At 70.7% G+C, this 20,911-nt stretch carries 18 protein-coding genes; 13 read left to right on the forward strand and 5 right to left on the reverse strand.

The window, feature by feature from the left end; genetic code table 11:
* The first annotated feature begins 163 nt into the window (after nt 1-163).
* The gene (locus H521_RS0108395; RefSeq protein ID WP_022892581.1) at nt 164-2,533 is read left to right on the forward strand and encodes an arylsulfatase; all 2,370 of its coding nucleotides are present in this window, start codon (nt 164-166) and stop codon (nt 2,531-2,533) included.
* A gap of 47 nt (nt 2,534-2,580) precedes the next feature.
* On the opposite strand, the gene H521_RS0108400 is transcribed toward H521_RS0108395, so the two are convergent.
* Nucleotides 2,581-2,997 carry a UDP-3-O-(3-hydroxymyristoyl)glucosamine N-acyltransferase gene (locus H521_RS0108400; protein ID WP_022892582.1) on the reverse strand — a complete coding sequence of 139 codons (417 nt, stop codon included), beginning with the start codon at nt 2,995-2,997 and terminating at the stop codon, nt 2,581-2,583.
* A gap of 189 nt (nt 2,998-3,186) precedes the next feature.
* Between H521_RS0108400 and H521_RS0108405 the strand changes: the two genes are divergently transcribed.
* Nucleotides 3,187-4,875: an ABC transporter ATP-binding protein gene (locus H521_RS0108405; RefSeq protein ID WP_022892583.1), complete on the forward strand. Its 1,689-nt coding sequence runs from the start codon at nt 3,187-3,189 to the stop codon at nt 4,873-4,875.
* Nucleotides 4,818-5,735, forward strand: coding sequence for an energy-coupling factor transporter transmembrane component T family protein (locus H521_RS0108410; RefSeq protein WP_084512174.1), 918 nt, complete (start codon nt 4,818-4,820; stop codon nt 5,733-5,735). Before H521_RS0108405 ends, H521_RS0108410 begins: the two co-directional genes overlap by 58 nt.
* An 82-nt stretch (nt 5,736-5,817) precedes the next feature.
* Here the strand turns inward: H521_RS0108410 and H521_RS0108415 are convergent, their stop codons facing one another.
* Nucleotides 5,818-6,780 (reverse strand): FKBP-type peptidyl-prolyl cis-trans isomerase, encoded by a 963-nt coding sequence (locus H521_RS0108415; protein ID WP_022892585.1) that lies wholly within the window; start codon nt 6,778-6,780, stop codon nt 5,818-5,820.
* Nucleotides 6,781-6,967: 187 nt separating this feature from the next.
* On the opposite strand from H521_RS0108415, the gene H521_RS0108420 reads away from it, so the two are divergent.
* The 4 genes from H521_RS0108420 (at nt 6,968) to H521_RS0108435 (ending at nt 11,001) form a co-directional block, all read left to right on the forward strand.
* Entirely contained in the window at nt 6,968-7,792 is an 825-nt protein-coding gene (locus H521_RS0108420; protein WP_022892586.1) for a class I SAM-dependent methyltransferase, read from the forward strand.
* Nucleotides 7,793-7,886: 94 nt separating this feature from the next.
* The gene (locus H521_RS0108425) at nt 7,887-8,696 is read left to right on the forward strand and encodes an alpha/beta fold hydrolase (RefSeq protein ID WP_040424261.1); all 810 of its coding nucleotides are present in this window, start codon (nt 7,887-7,889) and stop codon (nt 8,694-8,696) included.
* A gap of 4 nt (nt 8,697-8,700) precedes the next feature.
* Nucleotides 8,701-9,477 carry a MerR family transcriptional regulator gene (locus H521_RS0108430; protein WP_022892588.1) on the forward strand — a complete coding sequence of 259 codons (777 nt, stop codon included), beginning with the start codon at nt 8,701-8,703 and terminating at the stop codon, nt 9,475-9,477.
* A 180-nt stretch (nt 9,478-9,657) separates the two neighbouring features.
* Nucleotides 9,658-11,001, forward strand: coding sequence for an Ig-like domain-containing protein (locus H521_RS0108435; protein WP_022892589.1), 1,344 nt, complete (start codon nt 9,658-9,660; stop codon nt 10,999-11,001).
* Nucleotides 11,002-11,122: 121 nt separating this feature from the next.
* Here H521_RS0108435 and H521_RS0108440 read toward each other — a convergent pair whose 3' ends face one another.
* Nucleotides 11,123-11,971 (reverse strand): sulfurtransferase, encoded by an 849-nt coding sequence (locus H521_RS0108440; RefSeq protein ID WP_022892590.1) that lies wholly within the window; start codon nt 11,969-11,971, stop codon nt 11,123-11,125.
* A 193-nt stretch (nt 11,972-12,164) separates the two neighbouring features.
* Between H521_RS0108440 and H521_RS0108445 the strand changes: the two genes are divergently transcribed.
* Genes H521_RS0108445 through H521_RS0108460 form a run of 4 tightly spaced genes read left to right on the forward strand, consistent with a single transcriptional unit; the run spans nt 12,165 to nt 16,953 of the window.
* Nucleotides 12,165-13,358, forward strand: a complete 1,194-nt coding sequence (locus H521_RS0108445; protein WP_022892591.1) for an ABC transporter substrate-binding protein — start codon at nt 12,165-12,167, stop codon at nt 13,356-13,358.
* 10 nt (nt 13,359-13,368) lie between these two features.
* On the forward strand, nt 13,369-14,238 hold the full coding sequence (locus H521_RS0108450; RefSeq protein WP_022892592.1) for a branched-chain amino acid ABC transporter permease: 870 nt from the start codon (nt 13,369-13,371) through the stop codon (nt 14,236-14,238).
* A gap of 1 nt (nt 14,239) precedes the next feature.
* Nucleotides 14,240-16,252 carry a branched-chain amino acid ABC transporter ATP-binding protein/permease gene (locus tag H521_RS0108455; protein ID WP_026482080.1) on the forward strand — a complete coding sequence of 671 codons (2,013 nt, stop codon included), beginning with the start codon at nt 14,240-14,242 and terminating at the stop codon, nt 16,250-16,252.
* Nucleotides 16,249-16,953 carry an ABC transporter ATP-binding protein gene (locus tag H521_RS0108460; RefSeq protein WP_026482081.1) on the forward strand — a complete coding sequence of 235 codons (705 nt, stop codon included), beginning with the start codon at nt 16,249-16,251 and terminating at the stop codon, nt 16,951-16,953. The genes H521_RS0108455 and H521_RS0108460 overlap by 4 nt, the downstream gene beginning before the upstream one ends.
* 109 nt (nt 16,954-17,062) lie before the next feature.
* Here H521_RS0108460 and H521_RS0108465 read toward each other — a convergent pair whose 3' ends face one another.
* On the reverse strand, nt 17,063-17,671 hold the full coding sequence (locus tag H521_RS0108465; protein ID WP_156891314.1) for an ankyrin repeat domain-containing protein: 609 nt from the start codon (nt 17,669-17,671) through the stop codon (nt 17,063-17,065).
* Between the two features lie 134 nt (nt 17,672-17,805).
* Nucleotides 17,806-18,831: an SMP-30/gluconolactonase/LRE family protein gene (locus tag H521_RS22330; RefSeq protein WP_022892594.1), complete on the reverse strand. Its 1,026-nt coding sequence runs from the start codon at nt 18,829-18,831 to the stop codon at nt 17,806-17,808.
* 146 nt (nt 18,832-18,977) lie between these two features.
* On the opposite strand from H521_RS22330, the gene H521_RS0108475 reads away from it, so the two are divergent.
* The gene (locus tag H521_RS0108475; protein ID WP_022892595.1) at nt 18,978-20,228 is read left to right on the forward strand and encodes a sensor histidine kinase; all 1,251 of its coding nucleotides are present in this window, start codon (nt 18,978-18,980) and stop codon (nt 20,226-20,228) included.
* Nucleotides 20,225-20,851: a response regulator gene (locus H521_RS0108480; RefSeq protein WP_022892596.1), complete on the forward strand. Its 627-nt coding sequence runs from the start codon at nt 20,225-20,227 to the stop codon at nt 20,849-20,851. Before H521_RS0108475 ends, H521_RS0108480 begins: the two co-directional genes overlap by 4 nt.
* The last annotated feature ends 60 nt before the right edge of the window (nt 20,852-20,911 follow it).

The raw sequence follows: 20,911 nt of genomic DNA on the forward strand, positions 1-20,911 counted from the left end.
TCCGTTCGTCGAATCCGACCGCCTGCGCGACAGCTTGCCGCGCTCGGGTTCAGGCTGCTCGACCGCGGCCGGGCGCGCATCACCCGAAGTGGGTGATTCGGAATGCGCGCCGGATGGCTAGCTTGGCTCGGGTCATCACTCTGCGACCTCACTGGAGGAAGTCATGATTCCTGATCGCCATGCACGTTCGATGTTGCCCATTCCGGATCGCCCGGTGCCCGGCCTGACAACCTACGACGCCAAGGACCCGCAGACCGCGTATCCGCCGATCGAGGTGCTGCTTCCGCCTGATGGCGCGCCGAACGTGCTCGTCATCCTGCTCGACGACGTGGGCTTCGGAGCGACGAGCGCGTTCGGCGGCCCCTGCCGCACGCCGAACTTCGAGAAGCTGGCCGCCGGCGGCCTGAAGTACAACCGTTTCCATACGACCGCACTCTGCGCGCCGACCCGCCAAGCCATGCTGACCGGCCGCAACCATCACTCCGTCGGCATGGGCAGCATCACCGAGACGGCAACCTCGGCACCCGGCAATAGTTCGCTCCGGCCGAATACGATGGCACCGATCGCGATGACCCTGAAGCTCAACGGGTACTCCACGGCCCAGTTCGGCAAATGCCATGAAGTGCCGGTCTGGCAGACCTCGCCCGTCGGCCCGTTCGATGCGTGGCCGTCGGCGGGCGGCGGGTTCGAGACGTTCTACGGCTTCCTCGGCGGGGAGAACAACCAGTGGGATCCGGCGCTGTACGAGGGGACCGCCCCGGTCGAGCCGCCCAAGACGGCCGAAGAGGGTTATCACCTCACCGAGGACCTCGCCGACCACACGATCAGCTGGATCCGGATGCAGAAGGCGCTCGCGCCCGAGAAGCCGTTCTTCGTCTACCTCGCCCCCGGCGCCACGCACGCACCACACCACGTGCCGAAGGAGTGGCCGGAGAAGTACGCCGGCGCCTTCGCCGATGGCTGGGATGTGCAGCGCGAACGCACCTTCGCTCGCCAGAAGGAGCTCGGCGTGATCCCGGCCGACGCGGAACTCACGGCGCGACACGCGGAGATCCCGGCCTGGGACGACATGCCCGACGACCTCAAGCCCGTGCTCGAGCGCGAGATGGAGGTGTACGCGGGCTTCCTGGAACACACCGATCACCACGTCGGCCGAGTGCTCGACGCGATCAACGACCTCGGCGTCATGGACGACACGCTCATCTATGTGATCATCGGCGACAACGGGGCATCCGCTGAAGGCACCGTCAACGGCGCATTCAACGAGATGGCGAACTTCAATGGCATGGCCGCCCTCGAGACCCCTGAGTTCATGCGCTCGAAGATGGACGAATTCGGGTCGCCGAGCTCCTACAACCACTACGCGGTCGGCTGGGCCTGGTCGATGGACACACCGTTCCAGTGGACCAAGCAGGTCGCCTCGCACTGGGGCGGCACCCGCAACGGCACGATCGTGCACTGGACGAACGGAATCTCCGAGAAGGGCGGGCTGCGCACGCAGTTCACGCACTGCATCGACGTCGCCCCGACCATTCTCGAGGCGGCGGGGCTGCCTGAGCCCACCATGGTCAACGGCGTGCAGCAGTCGCCCATGGAGGGCACGAGCATGCTTTACAGCTTCAACGACGCGGATGCCCCGGAGCGACACGACCTGCAGTACTTCGAGATGTTCGGCAACCGCGGTATCTACCACCGGGGCTGGAGCGCCGTGACGAAGCATCGCACCCCTTGGGAGATGGTCGGCGGCACGCTGCCCGCGTTCGACGACGACGTCTGGGAGCTGTACGACGGGAGCGGCGGTGACTTCAGCCAGGCGCGCGACCTCTCGGCGGAGCAGCCCGACAAGCTGCACGAACTGCAGCGCCTCTGGCTGATCGAGGCGGTGAAGTACAACGTGCTCCCCATCGACGACCGTACCGGCGAACGCATGAACGCGGACATGGCCGGGCGGCCGACGCTCATCCGCGGCACCTCGCAGCAGTTCTTCTCCGGCATGGGGCGTCTCACCGAGAACAGCGTGGTCAGCATCAAGAACAAGTCGTGGTCGGTCACGGCCGAGGTCGAGGTGCCCGACGGCGGGGCGAACGGCGTGCTCATCGCTCAAGGCGGGCGCTTCGGGGGGTGGAGCTTCTACGCCACGGAGGGGCGTGCGAAGTTCGTGTACAACGTGCTCGGTATCCAGTCGTTCGACGCCGTTGCCGACCGGCCGATTCCGGCGGGCACGCATCAGGTTCGCATGGAGTTCGCGTACGACGGGGGCGGGCTCGCCAAGGGCGGCGGCGTCACGCTGTACTACGACGGCGAGGCCGTCGGAACCGGACGGGTCGATGCCACCCAGGCGATGGTCTTCTCAGCCGACGAGACGACCGATATCGGGTACGAGTCCGGCACGGCCGTCAGCCCCGACTACACCCCGCAGTCGAGCCGCTTCACCGGCAGGATCGGCTGGGTGCAGATCGATCTCGGCGACGACGACCACGACCACTTCATCGATCCCGACGAGCGCATGCGCATCGCCATGGCGAGACAGTAGGCCGTCGGTTCGCCCGACCGGTGCTGCCGACCGGGCATGCTGCCGGCTCAGGCCGCGAGGCCGAGCCGGCGCAGGTCGTCGGTCGAGGCGCGGTACTCGTCGCCGTCGGCGAGCGTGAGCTCGCGCGGCACGCGTGCACCGTTCTGCACCTTGGCGTCGCTGCCGATCGTGGCGTACGGGCCGACGACCGCGTTGCGTCCGACGACGGCGCGGCGGCCGATGTGCGCGTTCACGCCCACGACGGCGCGCTCGGCGACGATCGCGTCGCCTTCGACCCATCCGCCCGGGCCGATCCGGGCGCCCCGCTGCACTTCGGCACCGGGGTCGACGTAGGCCGTCGGGTCGACGAACGCGCTGGGGTCGACCTTGGCGGTCGTGGCGACGAGGCCCCGGCCGTTCACGTGCTTCCGATAGCGACGCAGGATCCCGGCTTCGTCCTCGAACTCGACATAGCTGATGCCCACGTTCTCCTCCTTCCGGTGCGGTGGTTCCACACCCGAACACTGATACAACATCGGAGCTGACCGGGGCATTCCCGAGAGAGCTGCGGCACGGGCCAGCGGCGGCTCGGCTGGTGAGGTTAGGCTTTCCTCAAACCACCACGGATGCCGCGTCGCGGGCCGTCCGCCGATCGAAACCCGCCCAGGCCAGCCATGCCCCACCCGCCGCTCCTCGAGCTCGACCGCGTGAGCATCCGCCACGAGGGAGCGCGATCGGCCACCCCGATCGACGTGTCGTTCACGGTCGCACGCGGCGAGGTCGTGCTGATCCTCGGCCCGAGCGGTTGCGGCAAGTCCACCCTCACCCTCGCGCTCGACGGGCTCATCCCGCACGCGGTGCCCGCCACGCTCGACGGCACGGTGCTCGTGGCTGGGCTCGACACGAGCGAGCACCCCGTGGGCGCGCTGAGCGAGCACGTGGCCATGGTGTTCCAGGACCCCGACGCCCAGATCGTCACCGGTACGGTGCTCGACGAGGTGTGCTTCGCGCCCGAGAATCAGCTCGTCGCGGCGTCCGAGGTGCTCGAACGCGCCGAGCGGGCGCTGAAGCTCGTGGGTCTCTGGAGCCGCCGCGCCGAGAACCCCGACACCCTCTCGGGTGGTGGCCGCCAGCGACTCGCGATCGCGTGCGCGCTCGCGATGGCGGCGCCCGTGCTCGTGCTCGACGAACCGACCGCGAATCTCGACCCCGCCGGCATCGACGAGGTCTACGCCGTGCTGCGCGAGCTCGCGAGCGACCGCGACCACGCCGTGGTGCTCGTCGAGCACAACCTCGACGCGGCCGTCGACATCGTCGACCGGGTCATCGTGCTCGACGCCGACGGACGACTCGTGATCGACGGCCCCGCCCGCGAGACGCTGCGCGAGCGCGCCGACGAGCTCGCCGCCCTCGGCGTCTGGCTGCCCGTGTCGACGCTCGCCGCGATGCGGCTGCGCGACGCCGGCGTCGTGCTCGACCCGCTGCCCCTCACGCCGGCCGAGCTCGGCGCAGCGCTCGACGCCGTGCCCGTGCTGCCGGCACCGCTCAGCGCGTCTTCGCCCGTTCGGTCGACGGCGCTGTCGCCTCGGCCCGCGGTGCACTCGCCGACGTCGCCGCACGCCGCACCTGCCGCCGCCGTCTCCCGGCGGCTCGGTCAGGGTGTCATCGAGGCCGATCCGGTCATTCGAGCGCGCGGACTCTCGGTGCAACGCGGCGGGCGGCGCGGCCCGACCGTCGTCGAGGGCGTCGACCCGGCCCGATGCGACGCCCGCGATCGCGCCCGGCGCATCGGCTTCGTGTTCCAGAACCCAGAGCACCAGTTCATCGCCCCGTCCGTCGCCGAGGAGCTCGCCCAGAGCCTTCGCGTGCAGGGCACTCCCGATGCCGAGGCCGAACCGCAGATCGACGCGATGCTGCGACGGTTCGGGCTCGAGTCGCTGCGCGAGCAGCATCCGTTCCTCCTCTCCGGCGGGCAGAAGCGGCGCCTCTCGGTCGGCACCGCCCTCATCGCGGGAGCTCCAGTGCTCGCGCTCGACGAGCCGACGTTCGGGCAGGACCGCGCCCGCGCATCGGAGCTGCTCGACATGCTGCGCACGCTCAACGACGAGGGCACGACCGTGCTCGTCGTCACCCACGACCTGCAGCTCGTCGCCGACTACGCGAGCCACATCGCCGCGATGCACGACGGCCGGCTTCTCGCCGTCGGCCCCGCGGCCGAGGTGCTCGCCGGGCCGCTCGTCGAGCAGGCGGGGCTGCGGCATCCGCCCCTCGCCCGGGCGACGCGCGGGCTCGTGCGGCATCCGTCATGGCACGGTGTGAGTCGGATGTCGCAATTGCCCGTCTCCTCGGCGGCGGGCTCGTGAGCGCGGGCGGCGGCGTGCTTCCGGCAGGCGGCGACCACGCGGCATCCGGCGCCCTCGACCCCTTCGCCGCCCACCGCTCGCGGCGCCCCGCCCGCTTCCTCTCCGCCCTGAACCCGATCGCGAAGCTCGCCGCACCGCTGCCGGTGATGGTGCTCGTGATGTTCAGCCGCGGCATCGCCGTGCCGCTCGCGTTCGTCGTCTTCGCCGCGGCGGTGCTGCTCGTCGGTGCCCGGCTGCCGGGGCGCGCGGTTGCGGCGCTGCTGCTCGGTACGCCGGTCGCGGCGCTCGTGCTCGGGGTGACGTTCGGCGTATGGATCGATCCGTCGAGCGTGACAGGCGAGCCCGCGGCATCCGTCACCCTCGTCTCGATCGGCGACTGGAGCTTCTCGCTCGCCGCCTATCTCGTGGGACTCGCGACAGCGCTGCGCATCCTCGCGATCCTGCTGCTCTCGCTCATCGCCGGCGTCACCTCGACCGGTCCCGAGTTCGTGCGCTCGATGGTGCAGAACCTGCGGGTGCCGTACCGCCTCGGCTACACGGCGCTCGCGGCGCTGCGTTTCGTTCCGAGGTTCGGCCACGAGCTCGAGATCATCAGGGCCGCTCACCGCGTGCGCGGCACGGATGCCGGGCGCGGGCCGGTCGCGGCCGTGCGACGCGCCCTCGGCTATGCGGTGCCGCTGCTCGCCTCGGCCATCAGGCACGCCGAGCGCGTCGCCCTCGCCATGGACGCCCGGGCCTTCGGCGCGCATCCCACCCGCACCGAGCGTTACCGCTCACCCTGGCGGGCACGCGACACCGTGTTCGTGGCGTGCTTCCTCGCGGCGAGCGCGGTCATCGCGTGGCTGACCTGGGGCCGCTGACCGGGGCACGCCAGCCGAAAGGCCGGACGGCGGGAACGACGAAGGGCCGGACGGCATGCCGTCCGGCCCTTCGATCAGCGCGCTACTCCGCGGCGGGTGCGGTGTCGACGATCTCGACGAGGAACACGAGGGTCTGGCCGCCGAGCGCGTGCGCCGCGGCATCCGTACCGTACGCGAGCTCCGGCGGAATCGTCACGATGAGCTTCGTGCCGACCTTCTGGCCGACGAGCGCCGCGCCGAAGCCCGGAATCACGCCGTCGGTCGTGAAGCTCGCCGGCTCGCCGCGCGTGTAGCTCTGGTCGAAGATCTCGCCGGTGTCCCAGCTGATGCCCTGGTAGTTGACGGTGACGTTGTCGCCCTCGCCGACCTCGGCGCCGTCACCCTCTTCGAGCACCTTGAGCTGCAGCTCGGTCGACGGGTCGGTGGCCGGCAGGGTGACGGTGGGCGGCTCGCCCTCGGCGCCGAACTTCACCTCGGGCACGTTCTCGGTCCACTCGGCGGGCTTCAGCGGCTGCTGTACCTCGACGATGTCGATCACGATGACGACGGTCTCGTTGGGTGCGACGCCGATGGTCTCGTTACCGGTCTCGCCGTAGAGCGTCGACGCGGGCGCCACGGTCACGGTGCGCGAGCCGACCGGCACGCAGTCGATGCCGGCCCGGAACGACTCGAAGACGGCCTCGTCGCCCGCGGTGATCGTGGTGGGCTGCGAGAACAGCGACTCGCCGCTCGTGCCCGAGAAGGCGGTGACGACGACGTTCATCGGGTCGCCGGCGACGGTCTCGTCGCCATCGCCCTCGATCGCGACGGTGCGCTCGAGCTCGTCGGCCTGGAGCGGCGTGGTGAACGTCGCGGTCGGCGATGCGGCGAACTCGCCCTCGACGGTCACGCCGTCGCTGAGCTCGCCGGGCTTCACGTCCATGCACGCGGCGGCGGCGGGAGTCTCCGATGCCTCGGGTGCTGGGCTGCCGGCACAACCGGCGAGGAGCAGGGCTGCCGCGGAGGCGAGCGCGAGGGGCGCGGCGCGGCGCAGGGCACGGTTCATGAGGGGATGTCTCGATTCGATCGTGAGCAGAGTGGCTCCAGTCTGCACCGTTCTGCTTTCGATTGCCTGAATCGGCCGGTTCGATCGCCGACGAAGGGCATCGGATGTCGCCGCGACGCACCGCCCGATTCGCTGCACGACCGCCCGATTTCCCTCGATCCGGGCCGATCAGGGCCACAATGAGCAGATGGGGAGCACGGTGGGGGAACCTGATTTCGGTGGAGCATTCGCGGCCGCGGCGGCATCCTTCACCGAGCTCGACGACGTGCTCTGGAATCCGATCTCGACCGCCGCGGTGGCACGCGCGCGGCCCCGTTTCGACGAACTCGTGTTCGATGCGTGCTGCGGTGACGGGGCATCGGCGCTGCCGACCGCCGAGCTCGTGGGCATCGGCGGCGTCGTCGACGCGGTCGATCTCGCCGAGCCGCTGGTCGCGGTCGCGCGCGAGCGAGCGGGCGAGCGGATGCCGCAGCTGCGCCTGCACGTCGACGATGTCACGAGCTGGGAGCCCACGGGCTACGACCTCGTGCAGTGCGTGCTCGGCGTCTTCTTCTTCCCCGATCTCGACGCCGGCACGCGGCACCTGATCGAACGCGCCCGCCCCGGCGGCCGCGTGGCGATCACGGTGTGGGCCCGCGGGGCGTTCGACCCATTGCCCGAACTGCTCGCCGCGGCGCTGCCCGACGGTGGGGAGGGTCTCGACGAGCGCGCGCCGCGCTCGGCCGGCCTCGAACAGATCGACACCCCCGGCAGTCTCGCCCAGTGGCTGACCGGCCTCGGGCTCGTCGGGGTGCGCGCCGAAGCCGTGCAGCGGCACCTCGATCTCACACCCGACCTCGCCTGGTCGCTCGTGCTCGGCACTGCGCTGCGCGTGCTGCTCGACGAGCTCGACGAGCTCGACGACGAGATGATCGCCGGCGTGCGCGAACGCTACCTCGCCGCACTCGCTGAACGAGGCGTGACCTCGATCGACGTGACGACGCTCATCGCGATCGGCCGGCGTGCATCGTAGGGATGGCGCCTGCGTCACTGAAAACGCAGGGTCGTCGAGAAGGATCGGGAACACCTGTTGACCTTGACCTTGGGTCAGGGTGCACGCTGACGACATGAGCACATCGACATCGACCCGATCGCACACGACCTGGACCGGCATGGTGCCGGTCGATGACACGGCGCTGGCCGTGACCGACACCGGCGGCCCCGGCATCCCCGTGGTGTACCTGAATGGCTCGTACGCCTCGAAGCGCCACTGGCGCGGCGTCGTCGCCGAGCTCGGCTCGGAGGTGCGCCACATCACCTTCGACGAGCGAGCACGCGGAAAATCCAAGCTCTCGGCCGACTACTCGTTCGAGGCGTGCATGCGCGATATCGACGCCGTGCTCGAGGCGAGAGGTGTCGACCGGCCGCTGCTGGTGGGCTGGTCGTACGGAGCCCTGCTCGGCGTGCACTGGGCGAGCCGCAACCCTGCGCGTGCTCGGGGCGTGGTGGGCGTCGACGGGCCCTACCCGGTCGGCTGGACCGACGAGGCCGGCCACGACGAGATCCGCACGGTGTTCCGACGCATGAGGCCGATGATGCCGCTGGCTCGCCGGCTCGGCATGGCCGCGCGATTCTCGGCTGAGGTGCATGCCGAGCTCGCGATCGAGTCGCACCGGCTGCATGCCGCGCTCGAACCGATCCTCGACGGCCTGACCGTGCCGGTTCGATACGTCGTCGCCTCCGGAGAGGCGGTCGGCAGCCGCGACGACCTGCAGGAGCAGATGCGAAAGGCCGTCGACCCGGTACTGGCGCGCAACCCGAACCTGCAGATCAGCTCGAAGGTCGCCAGCAACCACGGCAGCATCCTGCGCAAGGACTCCCCGGCTGTCGCCGCCGCGGTTCGCGAGGTCGCCGCCCTCGAGCCGAGGGGTCGTTGAGGGCGTGACCGCAGGACTCACGATCGGCCTCGCGGCGGCGTTCGCCGGTGTCACGGTGAAGACCGTGCGGCACTATCACCGGCTCGGCCTGGTCGAGGAGCCGCAGCGCGACAGCTCGGGGTACCGGCGCTACGGCTCCGAAGAGCTGCTGCGGCTCGTGCAGGTTCGCACCTTGGCCACGGCGGGCGTGCCGCTGGCCGAGATCGCCTCCCTGCTCGACGCGGGCTCCGAGCAGTTCGCCGCCGCCCTGACCGATGTCGAGCAACGACTGACCGCGCAGATCGCCGACCTGATCGAGCGTCGCAGCACCCTGCACCGGCTCGCCGACGGCGACCGAGCCCTGCTGCCCGATCGTGCGTGCGCGGTGCTCGACCGCATGCGCACGCTCGGGTTCAGTGCCGACTACGTGGCCGGCCAGCGCGAAGGTCTGGTGCTGGCCCGCGCTCTGCTGCCCGATGGCTTCGACGCCTTCGTGGCCCAGACCGAGCTTCGACTCGACGATCCTCGGTACGTCGAACTGATCCAGCTCGGGTGGGAGGCCGAGAACTGGGACCCCGACGACCCGCGCATCGAGGAACTCGCCGCCGCCATGGCCGATCTCTACCTCGCGAACCCGGCTCTGCTGGGTGATCCGGAGGTCATGCGAGCGTGGATCGGCGCCGCCGCCAAGTACACGCTGATCAACACTCACGGCGAGAACCAGGCGCCGATCTCGACCCGGCTGACCGCGCTGACCGAGGCCAAGCTGCGCGCTGCCGGAATACCGGTGCCGCACGAGTGAGGCGACTCGGCCGCCAGACCGTCACCATTCCACAGGCGCCCGCCCACGCATCGTGAGGATCCGCTATCCTGTCGACCGCCTCGATTCGCTGAGAGTCGGGAGCCGCGGCGACATCCGTCTTCCCAGCCGCACTCGAACCTCCCCCGCGTCACCGACCGCCCGAGAGAGGGCTGCGCCCCCATGTCCGACCATCCCGGCTTCAGCAACCTCGTCACGACACCCGACTTCGCTGCCCGGGTGAGTGAAGCGCTCGGCCACCTGCCCGCCGACGCAGTCGGCCTGCTTCGTCTGGCCATCGTCGAGCGGCTCTCGGTGCCTGAGATCGCCGCTCGCACAGAGCTCGGCGAAGTGAGCATCGAGGCCTCACTGAGTCGCGCTCGCGCCGAGCTGCTCGAACTGCTCCGCCACGACACGCCAGATGACCTCAGCGCACTGACGCCCACTCGCGCCCGTGTGCTGGCAGCGCTTCCGGCCGCCTTCGCGATGGTCGACACCGCGCCCGCACGAGCGGATGACGGCCAGAATGCTGCGCCGCAAGCGACGAAGCCGCCGCGGCGCCAGAAGCCGGCGTTGTGCCGCAGCAGACTGGTCGTCCCCGCCGCGGCACCACGGCCTCGCCGGGGGCGCTCGAAGGTGGCCGCACTGGCTGCTCCGCCGTCGCCACGCCGACAGTCGCTCGTTGCTGCCGGCACCTCGGCCGCCATGCTCGCACTCATCGTGACCGCCGGGTTCGCGCATGAGGCCGGGTTGCTCTCGACCGACGGGCACCCCGTCGAGATCGGTGCTGCTCAGGCGCCGGGTGCCCGGCCGGATCCCGACGCCCAGGCCCACGCCGTGCCCGACACCAACCTCTCCGACCCTCACATCGACGGCCAGCGGTCAGCTTCATCGGCACCCGACGACGTGGAATCGCCGAGCGCTCCGCGTCCGGCGTCGTCTGCGAAGCCCCCAGTGCCGCTGCCGCACCAGTCGCCCCCGAAGGCGCCGGCGAAGGCTCCGGCCCAGCGCGCGACGCCATCGTCCGAAGGCGCCGAGAGGCCCGCACCGGCCATCACCGCCGTCGACACGGCCGAGGGACTCGTCTCACCACGGGTCAGTGGCACGGCCTCGCCCGGGGCGCGCGTGTCGGCGACGACGACAGCAGGTCGCGTCTCGGCGAATGCCGACGAGACCGGCCTCTGGACCATGCTGCTCGAGGGACTCGACGCAGGTGACACTCGGGTCTCGATCGTGCAGACCGACGCCAACGGCACGACGAGCGGCGCCGTCTCGACCGTCGTCGAACTCGTCGTACCCGTGGTGACCGTCGATCGCTCTGGCGAGGGCGACGCGACTGTCACCGTGTCCGGGCGGCCGGGCACCGATGTGGAGCTCGTCGTCAACGGGTCCGTCGCCGCGACGATCGATCTGCCGGAGTCGGGCGCCTCGGTCACTCGAAGCCTCGATGTCGCGGATCCGGGCACCGTCGGCGTGCGGTATCGCGCCGACGACCGCGTCGGTGCGACCGTCTCGTCGGTCGAGTAGCGCTCGGCCGCAGCTCCGCCGGTCGAGTAGCGCCCGACGAAGGAGGACGCGTATCGAGACCAGCTCACCGGGTCTCGATACGCTCGCTAGCGCTCGCTACTCGACCGACGGGAAGCGCTCGCTACGCCACCGGCGAGGGCGACGCGCTCGTGGCGACCGGACGCGAATCGTCGTTCGACCACTGGCTCCACGAACCCGGGTACAGCGCAGCACCGATGCCGGCGATGGCGAGGGCCGCGACCTCATGCGCGGCGGTCACGCCTGATCCGCAATAGGCGGCGACCGCGATGCCGGGCGTGATGCCGAGCTCGGCGAACCGCTCGCGCAGCACCTCGGCGGGCAGAAACCGCCCGCCGGCATCGAGGTTGTCACCGCTCGGCGCCGATCGCGCGCCCGGAATGTGACCCGCGCGCGGGTCGATGGGCTCGACCTCACCGCGGTACCGCGGCGCGGCGCGGGCGTCGAGCAGCACGCCGCCGGTGGCGAAGTCGGCAGCGGCGTCGATGTCGATGACCGGCATCGAGCCGAAGTGCGCGGCGGCATCCCCCGGCTCGGGAACGACGTCTCCGGTCTCGAGCGGATGCCCCGCCGAGACCCAGGCTGCCAGGCCCCCGTCGAGCATGCGCACGTCGTCGACGCCGGCGTGCCGCAGCAGCCACCACGCGCGAGCCGACGATTGGTTGCCGAGGTCGTCCATGACCACGATCGCGTCGCCGTCGCGCAGGCCCCACCGCCGCATGGCTGTCGTGAAGGCGGCTTCCGAGGGCAGCGGATGCCGCCCCTCCCCTGTCACGGCGTGGTCGGCGAGCTCGTGGTCGAGGTCGACGTAGACCGCGCCCGGAACGTGCCCGTCGCGGTACGCCGCCGAGCCGTCGGGTTCGGCGAGCGACCAGCGCACGTCGAGCACGACGGTGCGCAGCCCTGCCTCGAGGCGTTCGGCGAGCTCGTGCACATCGATGAGAATCGGCATCCCTCCATCCTGCCAAGCCCGCGGGCGGCGCCGAGCCGCAGCATCCGTGTCTCCGTTGCATAACGGCGGCTTGCGGATGCCTCCTCACGCAACGTATCGTCGAGAGAGTCGAAATAGTGACCGAATGGTCGGTCATGAATCAACACCCTACTCAGTGACGAGAACCCGCCAGGGCTCAAAGGAGAGTTCACCCATGCACCGTGTGCAACGCCGTCTGCTCGTTCCCGCCGCGGTCGCGGCATCCATCGCCCTCGCACTCACCGGTTGCGGCGCGTCGAACTTCGGCGGCGACTCCGGTGGCGACGGCGCCTCGGAAGAGGGCCCGATCAAGATCGGCGCCGTGCTCGACATCACGGGCGTCGGCGCGAACCTCGGCGTTCCCGAGCAGAACACGCTCAACATGCTCGCCGAGCAGCTCAACGCCGACGGCGGCATCGACGGCCGCGAGGTCGAGCTCATCATCAAAGACAACCAGTCGACCGAAGACGGCGCCGCGAAGGCGACGACGCAGCTCATCGAGAACGACGACGTCGACCTCATCATCGGCTCTTCGCGCACCGGCCCGTCGCTCGCGATGCGCCCGCTCGTCGAGGCCGCGCAGGTGCCCACCATCTCGGTCGCCGCGAACGCCGCGATCGTCGACGGCTCGGAGTGGGTCTTCAAGACCGCGCAGAACGACCTCGTCGTGCTCGAGCGCATCCTCGACGACGCCGAGTCGAAGGGCTACACGAAGGTCGCCCTCGTTCGCGACGCGACGGGCTTCGGCGAGGGCATCGCCGACATCATCACCGAGCTCGGCGAAGAGCGCGGCATCACGCTCACCGCGACCGAGTCTTTCGAGCCGAGCGCGACCGACTTCACCGCGCAGATGACGAACATCCGCGGTGCCGACGCCGACGCCGTCATCATCTGGGGCATCACCCCGTCGGCCGGTCTCGCGCAGGCCGCCTACGTGCAGCTCGGCGTGGGCAAGCCGGTCTACCAGTCGCACGGTGTCGCGAACGACGCGTTCTTCGAGGCCGCGGGCCCCGCCGCCGACGGCGTCATCGCGCCGATGGGCCGCCTGCTCGTCGCCGACCAGCTCGCCGACGACGACCCGCAGAAAGAGGTCATCGACCAGTTCATCGCCGACTACTCCGCCGAGTTCGGCAGCTCCCCCTCGAGCTTCGCCGGGCACGCGTTCGACGCCTGGCTCGTGGGCACGCAGGCCATCGAGGCCGCGGGCACCGAGCCCGAGGGGCTGCGCGACGCGATCGAGGCGACCACCGACCTCGTGGGCATCTCGGGCATCTTCACGATGACGCCTGACAACCACTCGGGCCTCACGGCCGACGCCCTCATCATGGCGCTCGCCGAGGGCGGCCGCTGGACCCTCTACGAAGAGTGAGCGGCATCCGTTGACCGACTTCCTCCAGCTGACGGTGGCAGGGCTCTCACAGGGATCTGTGTACGCCCTGCTCGCCGTCGGCCTCATCGCCACCTACACGGTGCGGCACGTCGTGAACATCGCCCAGGGCGACTACGCGACGCTCGCCGGCCTCGGCAGCATCTCGCTCGTCACGGCCGGGCTGCCGCTGCCGGTCGCCATCCTCATCGCGCTCGTGTCGGTGACGCTCGCCTCGGTGCTCATCGAGCGGCTCGTGATCGCCCGCGTCAAGAACCTCACGACGCTCGTCTCGATCATCCTGACCCTCGGCGTCTCGACCCTGCTGCAGGCGATCATGCTGCTGATCTGGGGTGCCGAGGGCCGGCGCCTGCCCGCCTTCCCGGGCAACGACCTCACCCTCGGCGGCGTCAGCATCCGCTCGCAAGAACTGTGGATGCTCGGCGCCCTCGTCGTGGTCGGCGGCGGCGTGCTGCTCTTCTACGAGAAGACCCGCTGGGGCAAGGCGCTGCGCGCGAGCGCGGAGCAGCCGGTCGCGGCCCGCATCGTCGGCATCTCGCCCGCCGTGGCATCCGTCATCGCCTTCGCGATCGCCGGCTTCGTCGGCGCGACTGCCGGCGTCGTCAGCTCGCCCATCTACCTCTCGATCTGGTCGGGCGGCCTGCTGCTCGGCCTCAAGGGCTTCGTGGCGGCAGTGCTCGGCGGGCTCGTCTCGTTCCGCGCGGCGATCGTCGGCGCGCTGCTGCTCGGCATCATCGAGTCGTACGTCGCCGGCTACGTGGCATCCGGGTGGAAGGACGCCGTCGCGTTCTTCATCCTCATCATCGTGCTCATCATCCGACCGGCCGGCCTCGTGCTGCGCCCGAACGCCGTGAGGGTGTGAGATGTCACTGCTGAACAACGCCGCCATCCGGTCGAAGACCGGCTTCTGGCCCAACAACCGCGGCACCATCATCGGCGTCGCCGTGCTCGCGGTCATCATCGCGATCGTGCCGTTCACAGCGAGCTCGTCGATGATGAACATCGCCGTCTTCTCGATGATCTTCGCGCTGCCGGCCATCGGCCTCTCGCTGCTCATGGGCCTCGCGGGGCAAGTCTCGCTGGGCCAAGCGGCGTTCTTCGCGATCGGCGCCTACACGCACGCGATCCTGCTGCAGAAGTTCGAGCAGCCCGCCCTCGTCGCCGCGGTCGGCGGGGTCGTCGCGGCGATGCTCGCGGCGCTGCTCGTGGGCCTGCCGATGCTGCGCCTGCGCGGTCACTACCTCGCGCTCGCGACGCTCGGGCTCGGCTTCATCGTCATGATCGCGGTGCGCGAGTGGGACTTCACCGGGCGCACGACCGGCATCTACGGCTACGGCCGGCCCGAGGTCTTCGGCATCCCGATCGACAACAACGGCCTCTTCTTCTGGTTCGTCGCGCCGTTCGTGCTCATCGGCCTCGTGCTCGCGCTGAACCTCACCCGCTCGCGGGCGGGCCGCGCGCTCTCGTCGGTCAACGACTCCGAGCTCGCGGCCGAGTCGCTCGGCGTGAACACCTACGCCCTGCGCGTGAAGGTCTTCACGCTCTCGGCGGGCTTCGCCGGCCTCGGCGGCGTGTTCTACGCCTACCAGGTGCAGATCGTCTCGCCGCAGGTGGCCGAATTCCACGTCTCGGTCGAACTGCTGTTGATGGTCGTCATCGGCGGGCTCGGCTCGGTGTGGGGCGCGATCGCGGGTGCGTTCATCGTCGAGCTGCTCTCCGAGGGCCTGCGCGAGCTGATCCCCGCGATCATCCCCGGCGCTACCGGCGAGGTGCAGCTCATCGGCTACGGCCTCGTGCTCATTCTCGTGATCATCCTGTTGCCCGGCGGGCTCTATCAAGTCGTGAAGACGGCGTGGGCGGCGATTCGTAGGCGCATGGGCAAGCGAGCGGATGCCGCGTCGCGGCCGGTGCCCGACGGCACCGCCGACGCGGGTGCGGGCGATGTGCCGACGCGCGCCTTCGGCGGGCTACCCGGCGAGAGCGCCGCGAGCGCCGGCACCGAGGGTCTCGACGACACGACGGATGCCGCGGCATCCGCCCCTCGCATCCCCACCGTCTCGACACCGATCGCGGCCGGCGAGCCGATCCTCGAGGTCACCGGGCTCACGAAGCGCTACGGCGGCGTGGTCGCCGTCGACGACGTGAGCTTCACCGTGCCGGCCGGGCGCATCATGGGCCTCATCGGCCCGAACGGCGCCGGCAAGACCACGTGCTTCAACATGATCACGGGCGCGATCGCGCCGACGTCGGGCACCGTGCGTTTTCTCGGAAACGAGATCCAGGGCAGGAAGCCGCACGTCGGCGCCGAGGCCGGGCTCACCCGCACGTTCCAGAACCTGCAGGTATTCTCGTCGACCGACGTCGTCGGCAACGTCTACATGGGCCGCTACCGCAAGGGCCGAGCCGGCATCCTGCGCGGCATGCTCGGGCTGCAGGGCCGCGAGCAGTACACGCATGAGGAGGTCGCCCGCGACATCCTCGACTCGATGCGGCTCGGCGACGTCGCGGGCCTCGCCGCTGGCGACCTGCCCTTCGGTCGCCAGCGCATGATGGAGGTCTGCCGGGCGCTCGCCGCCGAGCCCGCCCTGCTGCTGCTCGACGAGCCGATGGCCGGGCTCTCGGGCCACGAGCGCGAGCTGCTCGCCACGCTGCTACGGGCGCTGCGCGACGCCGGGCTCACGATCGTGCTCGTCGAGCACGACGTCGCCCAGGTCATGGCGCTCGCCGACACCGTCGCGGTGCTCGACGACGGTGTGCTCATCGCGCACGGCGACCCCGAGTCGGTGCGCAACGATCCCGCGGTCATCGTCGCCTACCTCGGCACCGACGCCGAAGAGGCCGAGGCCGAGCTCAAAGAGCTGGAGGAACAGTCATGACCCTCGCCGTCAGCGACCTCGACGCCGGGTACGGCAAGCTCGCGATTCTGCACGGGGTGAGCCTCTCGGTCGCGCCGGGCGAGATCGTCACCGTCGTCGGCTCGAACGGCGCCGGCAAGACGACGCTGCTGCGCGCGCTCAACGGCCTCATTCGCCCGACCGCCGGCACCGTCACCCTCGACGGCGTCGACATCACCGGTAAGGCGACCGAGAAGATGGCGGCGCTCGGGCTCACCCACGTGCCCGAGAACCGGCTGTGCTTTCCGACCCTCTCGGTGCGCGACAACCTGATGCTCGGAGCGTGGAGCCGCGGCGGCAAGGGCGACCTCGCGGCCGTGCTCGAGCTGTTCCCCCGGCTGCAGCCACGCCTCGGTCAGGCTGCCGGCACGCTCTCGGGCGGCGAGCAGCAGATGGTCGCGATCGGCCGCGGCCTCATGGCCTCGCCCAAGGCGATCCTGCTCGACGAGCCCTCGATCGGACTCGCCCCGAAGGTGGTCGCCGAGATCATGAAGGTGCTCACCGAGCTGCGCGGTCGCGGCATGGCGGTGCTGCTCGTCGAGCAGAACGTGCGCGCCTCGTTCGGCATCGCTGACCGGGCTGTGGTCATGCAGCGGGGTCGTGTCGTGCTCGAGGGCACGCCTGCCGAGCTCGTGGAGCTGCCCGAGGTGCGCAATGCGTATCTGGGCGGTGCTGCTGCCTGACGGCGCATCCTGACTCGCCGGTCGAGTAGCGAAGCGTATCGAGACCCAGCGGCGCGCAACGTGGTCTCGATACGCGTGCTCCTTCGTCGCCCGATACTCGGCCGACGAGTCACGACAGGAGCCGCACGATCTCGTCGTAGCCCTTCGCACGAGCGTGTTCGAGCGGGGTGACGCCATCGCGGTCGGCGATCGAACGGTCGGCGCCGCCCTCGAGCAGCACGCGCACCGTCTCCTGGTGCCGCGGGCCACCGTCGCCGAGGATGACGGCTTCGAGCAGCGCCGTCCACTCGAGGTCGTTGACGTGGTTCACGTCGATGTCGGTCTGCAGCACGCGCTGCAGGTACTCGACGTGGGCGCGCTCGCCCGCCGGGATCACGGAGATGCCGCCGTAGCGGTTCACGATCGTGAAGTCGGGGTCGGCGGGCAGCAGCACCTCGGCCATCGCGACGCTGCCGGTTACACCAGTGACGAGCCAGGGGGTGTCGTGCCGGTCGTCGAGGGCATCGGGGTCGGCGCCCGCGGTGACGAGCAGCTTCGCGGCCTCGACGTGGTCGCCGGTGACGGCCAGCAGCAGTGCGGTGCGCTGCCGCTCGTCACGTGCCTCGAGCCACGCGCCCGCGCGGATCGCGAGGTCGACGGTGGCGGCGTCCCCCGCGGCGGCCGCAGCGAGCAGCGTGCCGTCGGGGTCGGGTAGCTGAGGAGCTGGGGTCTCGGTCATGCGACCATCCTCTCGTGGGGTCGCGCTCAAGGGCGTCGAAGGGGGCGAAGCGGATGTCTCAGGCACAGCCGTGCACCCGGCGAGCAGCAGCGCCGCCGCGATGACCGCGACGGCGCCACTGCGACGGATGCGGATCAGCTCCACGGCGACCCGACGACGTCGTACGGGCCGGAGGGTGCCGGCTGCTCGTCAAACTTGCTGTCGACCGCGAGCAGGCGTCCGTGCAGCATCTTCGCGGTCGTGTAGACGCGGTCGGGGTCGCTCGCCTGCTGCGTGACGCGGTTCACCGAGTCGCCGTCCGCCGAGACCCGCATCGTCGCGACCATCTTCGAGAAGTTGCGGATGACGGTGAGTTCGTTGCCCTGTCGCACGAGACCGTCGGCGTTGACGAGGTCGGCGCCCTGCGTGTCGATCGCGGAGACCGCGCCATCCGCCGTGGCGAAGCGCCACAGCTGCCCGGTGTTGCCCTGCGCGACGACGAACGCGCTGCGGTCGGCCGAGAGCACGATGCCGCCGAGGTTGAAGCCCGCGACGCGATCGACCGTGCCCGCGGCATCCGCCCACAGCTCGGCCGACCAGCCGTCGGCCGACTGCGCGACGCGGAAGATCTGCGGATCGTTCGAGTTGGTGAAGTACGCGGCGCCGTCGGCGCCGATCGCGACGTCGTTGAGGAAGGCGTCGGCGGTGCCGGGCGCGCGCAGCGCGGCGAGCAGCTCGCCCTGCTGCGAGTACACCCAGAGGTCGGGGCGGTCGGGGTTGCCGATGCCGTTCGGGCCGCCCGCGATGTAGACGTTGCCCGCCGCGTCGACGGTGATGCCACGAGCCGTGAAGCGGCCGTCGGTGCCGTCGCCCGCGAGCCATTCCTCCGCCTGCGCATCGCGAGCAGTGCCGCGGTGGATCTCGCCGCCGGTGACCTCGCTCACGTAGAACAGTCCCCGACGCTCGTCGACGCCGATGCCCTCGAAGCGGGAGCCCGCCGCGTCACCCGGCAGCAGGTACCGGTCGGGACGGCCCTGGTTCTGCTCCTGGTTGCGACCGTTGAGGTGAGCAGCGGATGCCTCGGCTGCCGTTGCCTGGTCGGCGCCGGTCGTGATCGTCGCGGTCGTGATTCCAGCGGTGAGACTCGCTGCGGCGAGCGCGGTTGCGATGATGCGCTTCATGGGATTCCCCTTCTCTGCATGCCGGTCTCGGCGTGCTCATCCAGACTCCATCCCCATCGCGCATGCCGGCGTCGGGAGATCGGCTGCCATCGGGTAGCCGATCGGATGATGCCGGCTGCGCCGCGGCGTGCCTAGGCTGGGCGATCATGTCCGTTTCCGACCGCAGTGACCCAGAGATCAGCGGTGTCCGCGGCATCCTCGCGCCCGTCGCCCGGCTCGACGGCTGGCTGGCGCTCGTGTTCATCGTGCTCGTCGTCACCTCTGCCCTTCGGTACCTCGAACGCCACGGCCTCGGTGCCGACGGCGTGTTCGTGCTCACCGGTGCGGCGCTGCTCACGGTCGCGTACTCGCTCCGGCCGCTCCTGCCGACGCGCTCGTGGTGGCCGACCGCGTGGGTCGTCACCGTCACCGTGCTCTGGGCACTGCTGACGCTCGCGGCCCCCTCGTTCGCTTGGTGCGCCGTGCCGCTCGGGTTCGCGGTGCTGCAGGTCCTGCCGTTCCACGGCGCGCTGACCGTCGTCGTGCTCATGACGGCGCTCGTCACCGCCGCCGAACTGCGCATCGCCGAGGGCGTCGACCCCACCGTGATCGCCGGCCCGATCGGCATCGCGCTCGTGACCGTGCTCGTCTACCGCGCGCTGCAGCGCGAGTCGGCCGCACGTCAGGCCCTGCTCGACGAGCTGACCGACGCGCAGCACGAGCTGCTGCAGGCGCAGCACCGGGCCGGCGCACTCGCCGAACGTCAGCGGCTCTCACGCGAGATCCACGACTCGGTCGGGCAGCGACTGGCGAGCATCACGCTGCTGCTCGCGGCGACCGAGCAGGACTGGGATCGGCGCCCCGACGTCGCGCGCGATCATGCCGGCGTGGCCGCCGCGACCGCGCGTGACGGACTCGCCGAGGTGCGCCGGGTGGTGCACGGGCTGCCGCCCGTCGAGCTCGCCGACGACGCCTCGGGCGAGGCACTGCCGTCGGCGTTGCGGCGCCTCGTCGACGAGGTGGCCGGGCCGAACTCCCGCCCCGAGGTGAGTCTGCACGTGCATGGCGAGCCGGTCCCTCTGGCGGCGGATGTCGCGGGCGGCCTGCTCCGCTCCGCCCGCGGTGCCCTCGCGAATGCCATCGAGCACTCCGGGGCCGGCCGTGTCGCCGTCACGCTCACCTTCCTCCCCGACGAGGTGCGGCTCGACGTGCGCGACGACGGCCGCGGGTTCGACGTTGACGCGGTCGCCGGCCGTGCGGCCGATGCATCGAGCGCACAGCCGGGGCGCCCCGGGCGGGGCCGCGGCCTGCAAGGCATCGTCGACCGCGCCGCGGGGCTCGGCGGTCGCGCCTCGATCGAGAGCGCCCCCGGCGACGGCACGACGGTGTCGGTCGAGCTGCCGTTGGAGGCCGAATGACCGTGCGCCTCGTGCTCGTCGACGATCACCCCGTCGTTCGCGCTGGACTCTCCGCGCTCATCTCGGGCACCGACGACCTCGAAGTCGTCGGCGAAGCGCGCGACCTCGCGACGGCACGCTCGGTCGTCGCCGCGACCCGGCCCGATGTCGTGCTCATGGATCTCGATCTCGGCGACGGCCCGGGCGGCGCGGCCGTCACCGCCGAGCTACGGGCACTCGACGAACCACCCCGCGTGCTCGTGCTCACGACGTACGCCACCGAGGCCGACATCCTGCGCGCCCTCGATGCCGGGGCGAGCGGCTACCTGCTGAAGGATGCCCCTGCGCCCGAGCTGTTCGCCGGCATCCGGGCGACCGCGCGCGGCGAAACGGTGCTCGCACCCTCCGTCGCGGCCACGCTCGTGCGCCGCGCGGCCTCCCCCGGCCCCGTCGTCACCGAACGCGAAGTCGCCGTGCTCGAACTCCTGGCACAGGGCCTCGGCAACCGCGAGATGGCGAAGGAGCTCTTCGTCTCGGAGGCGACGGTGAAGTCGCACCTCTCGCACATCTACACGAAGCTCGGCGTCGACACCCGGGCGGGAGCGGTCGCCGCCGCCATCGAGCGGCGCATCATCCGCCGCTGACGCCGCCGGCCCCGTAGAGTCGGCGCCGACGCCGACAACGAGCTCGATGGCTATCTGGGC

This window comes from Agromyces subbeticus DSM 16689 (assembly GCF_000421565.1).
Lineage (GTDB): Bacteria > Actinomycetota > Actinomycetes > Actinomycetales > Microbacteriaceae > Agromyces > Agromyces subbeticus.

Bases quoted from the DNA above. Each gene is read 5' to 3' on its own strand.
- H521_RS0108420 (WP_022892586.1), top strand. From the start codon at position 6,968: ATGGGGAGCACGGTGGGGGAACCTGATTTCGGTGGAGCATTCGCGGCC.
- H521_RS0108405 (WP_022892583.1), top strand. From the start codon at position 3,187: ATGCCCCACCCGCCGCTCCTCGAGCTCGACCGCGTGAGCATCCGCCAC.
- H521_RS0108460 (WP_026482081.1), top strand. From the start codon at position 16,249: ATGACCCTCGCCGTCAGCGACCTCGACGCCGGGTACGGCAAGCTCGCG.
- H521_RS0108455 (WP_026482080.1), top strand. From the start codon at position 14,240: ATGTCACTGCTGAACAACGCCGCCATCCGGTCGAAGACCGGCTTCTGG.
- H521_RS0108445 (WP_022892591.1), top strand. From the start codon at position 12,165: ATGCACCGTGTGCAACGCCGTCTGCTCGTTCCCGCCGCGGTCGCGGCA.
- H521_RS22330 (WP_022892594.1), bottom strand. From the start codon at position 18,831: ATGAAGCGCATCATCGCAACCGCGCTCGCCGCAGCGAGTCTCACCGCT.
- H521_RS0108465 (WP_156891314.1), bottom strand. From the start codon at position 17,671: ATGACCGAGACCCCAGCTCCTCAGCTACCCGACCCCGACGGCACGCTG.
- H521_RS0108440 (WP_022892590.1), bottom strand. From the start codon at position 11,971: ATGCCGATTCTCATCGATGTGCACGAGCTCGCCGAACGCCTCGAGGCA.
- H521_RS0108475 (WP_022892595.1), top strand. From the start codon at position 18,978: ATGTCCGTTTCCGACCGCAGTGACCCAGAGATCAGCGGTGTCCGCGGC.
- H521_RS0108435 (WP_022892589.1), top strand. From the start codon at position 9,658: ATGTCCGACCATCCCGGCTTCAGCAACCTCGTCACGACACCCGACTTC.
- H521_RS0108480 (WP_022892596.1), top strand. From the start codon at position 20,225: ATGACCGTGCGCCTCGTGCTCGTCGACGATCACCCCGTCGTTCGCGCT.
- H521_RS0108410 (WP_084512174.1), top strand. From the start codon at position 4,818: ATGGCACGGTGTGAGTCGGATGTCGCAATTGCCCGTCTCCTCGGCGGC.
- H521_RS0108395 (WP_022892581.1), top strand. From the start codon at position 164: ATGATTCCTGATCGCCATGCACGTTCGATGTTGCCCATTCCGGATCGC.
- H521_RS0108415 (WP_022892585.1), bottom strand. From the start codon at position 6,780: ATGAACCGTGCCCTGCGCCGCGCCGCGCCCCTCGCGCTCGCCTCCGCG.
- H521_RS0108425 (WP_040424261.1), top strand. From the start codon at position 7,887: ATGAGCACATCGACATCGACCCGATCGCACACGACCTGGACCGGCATG.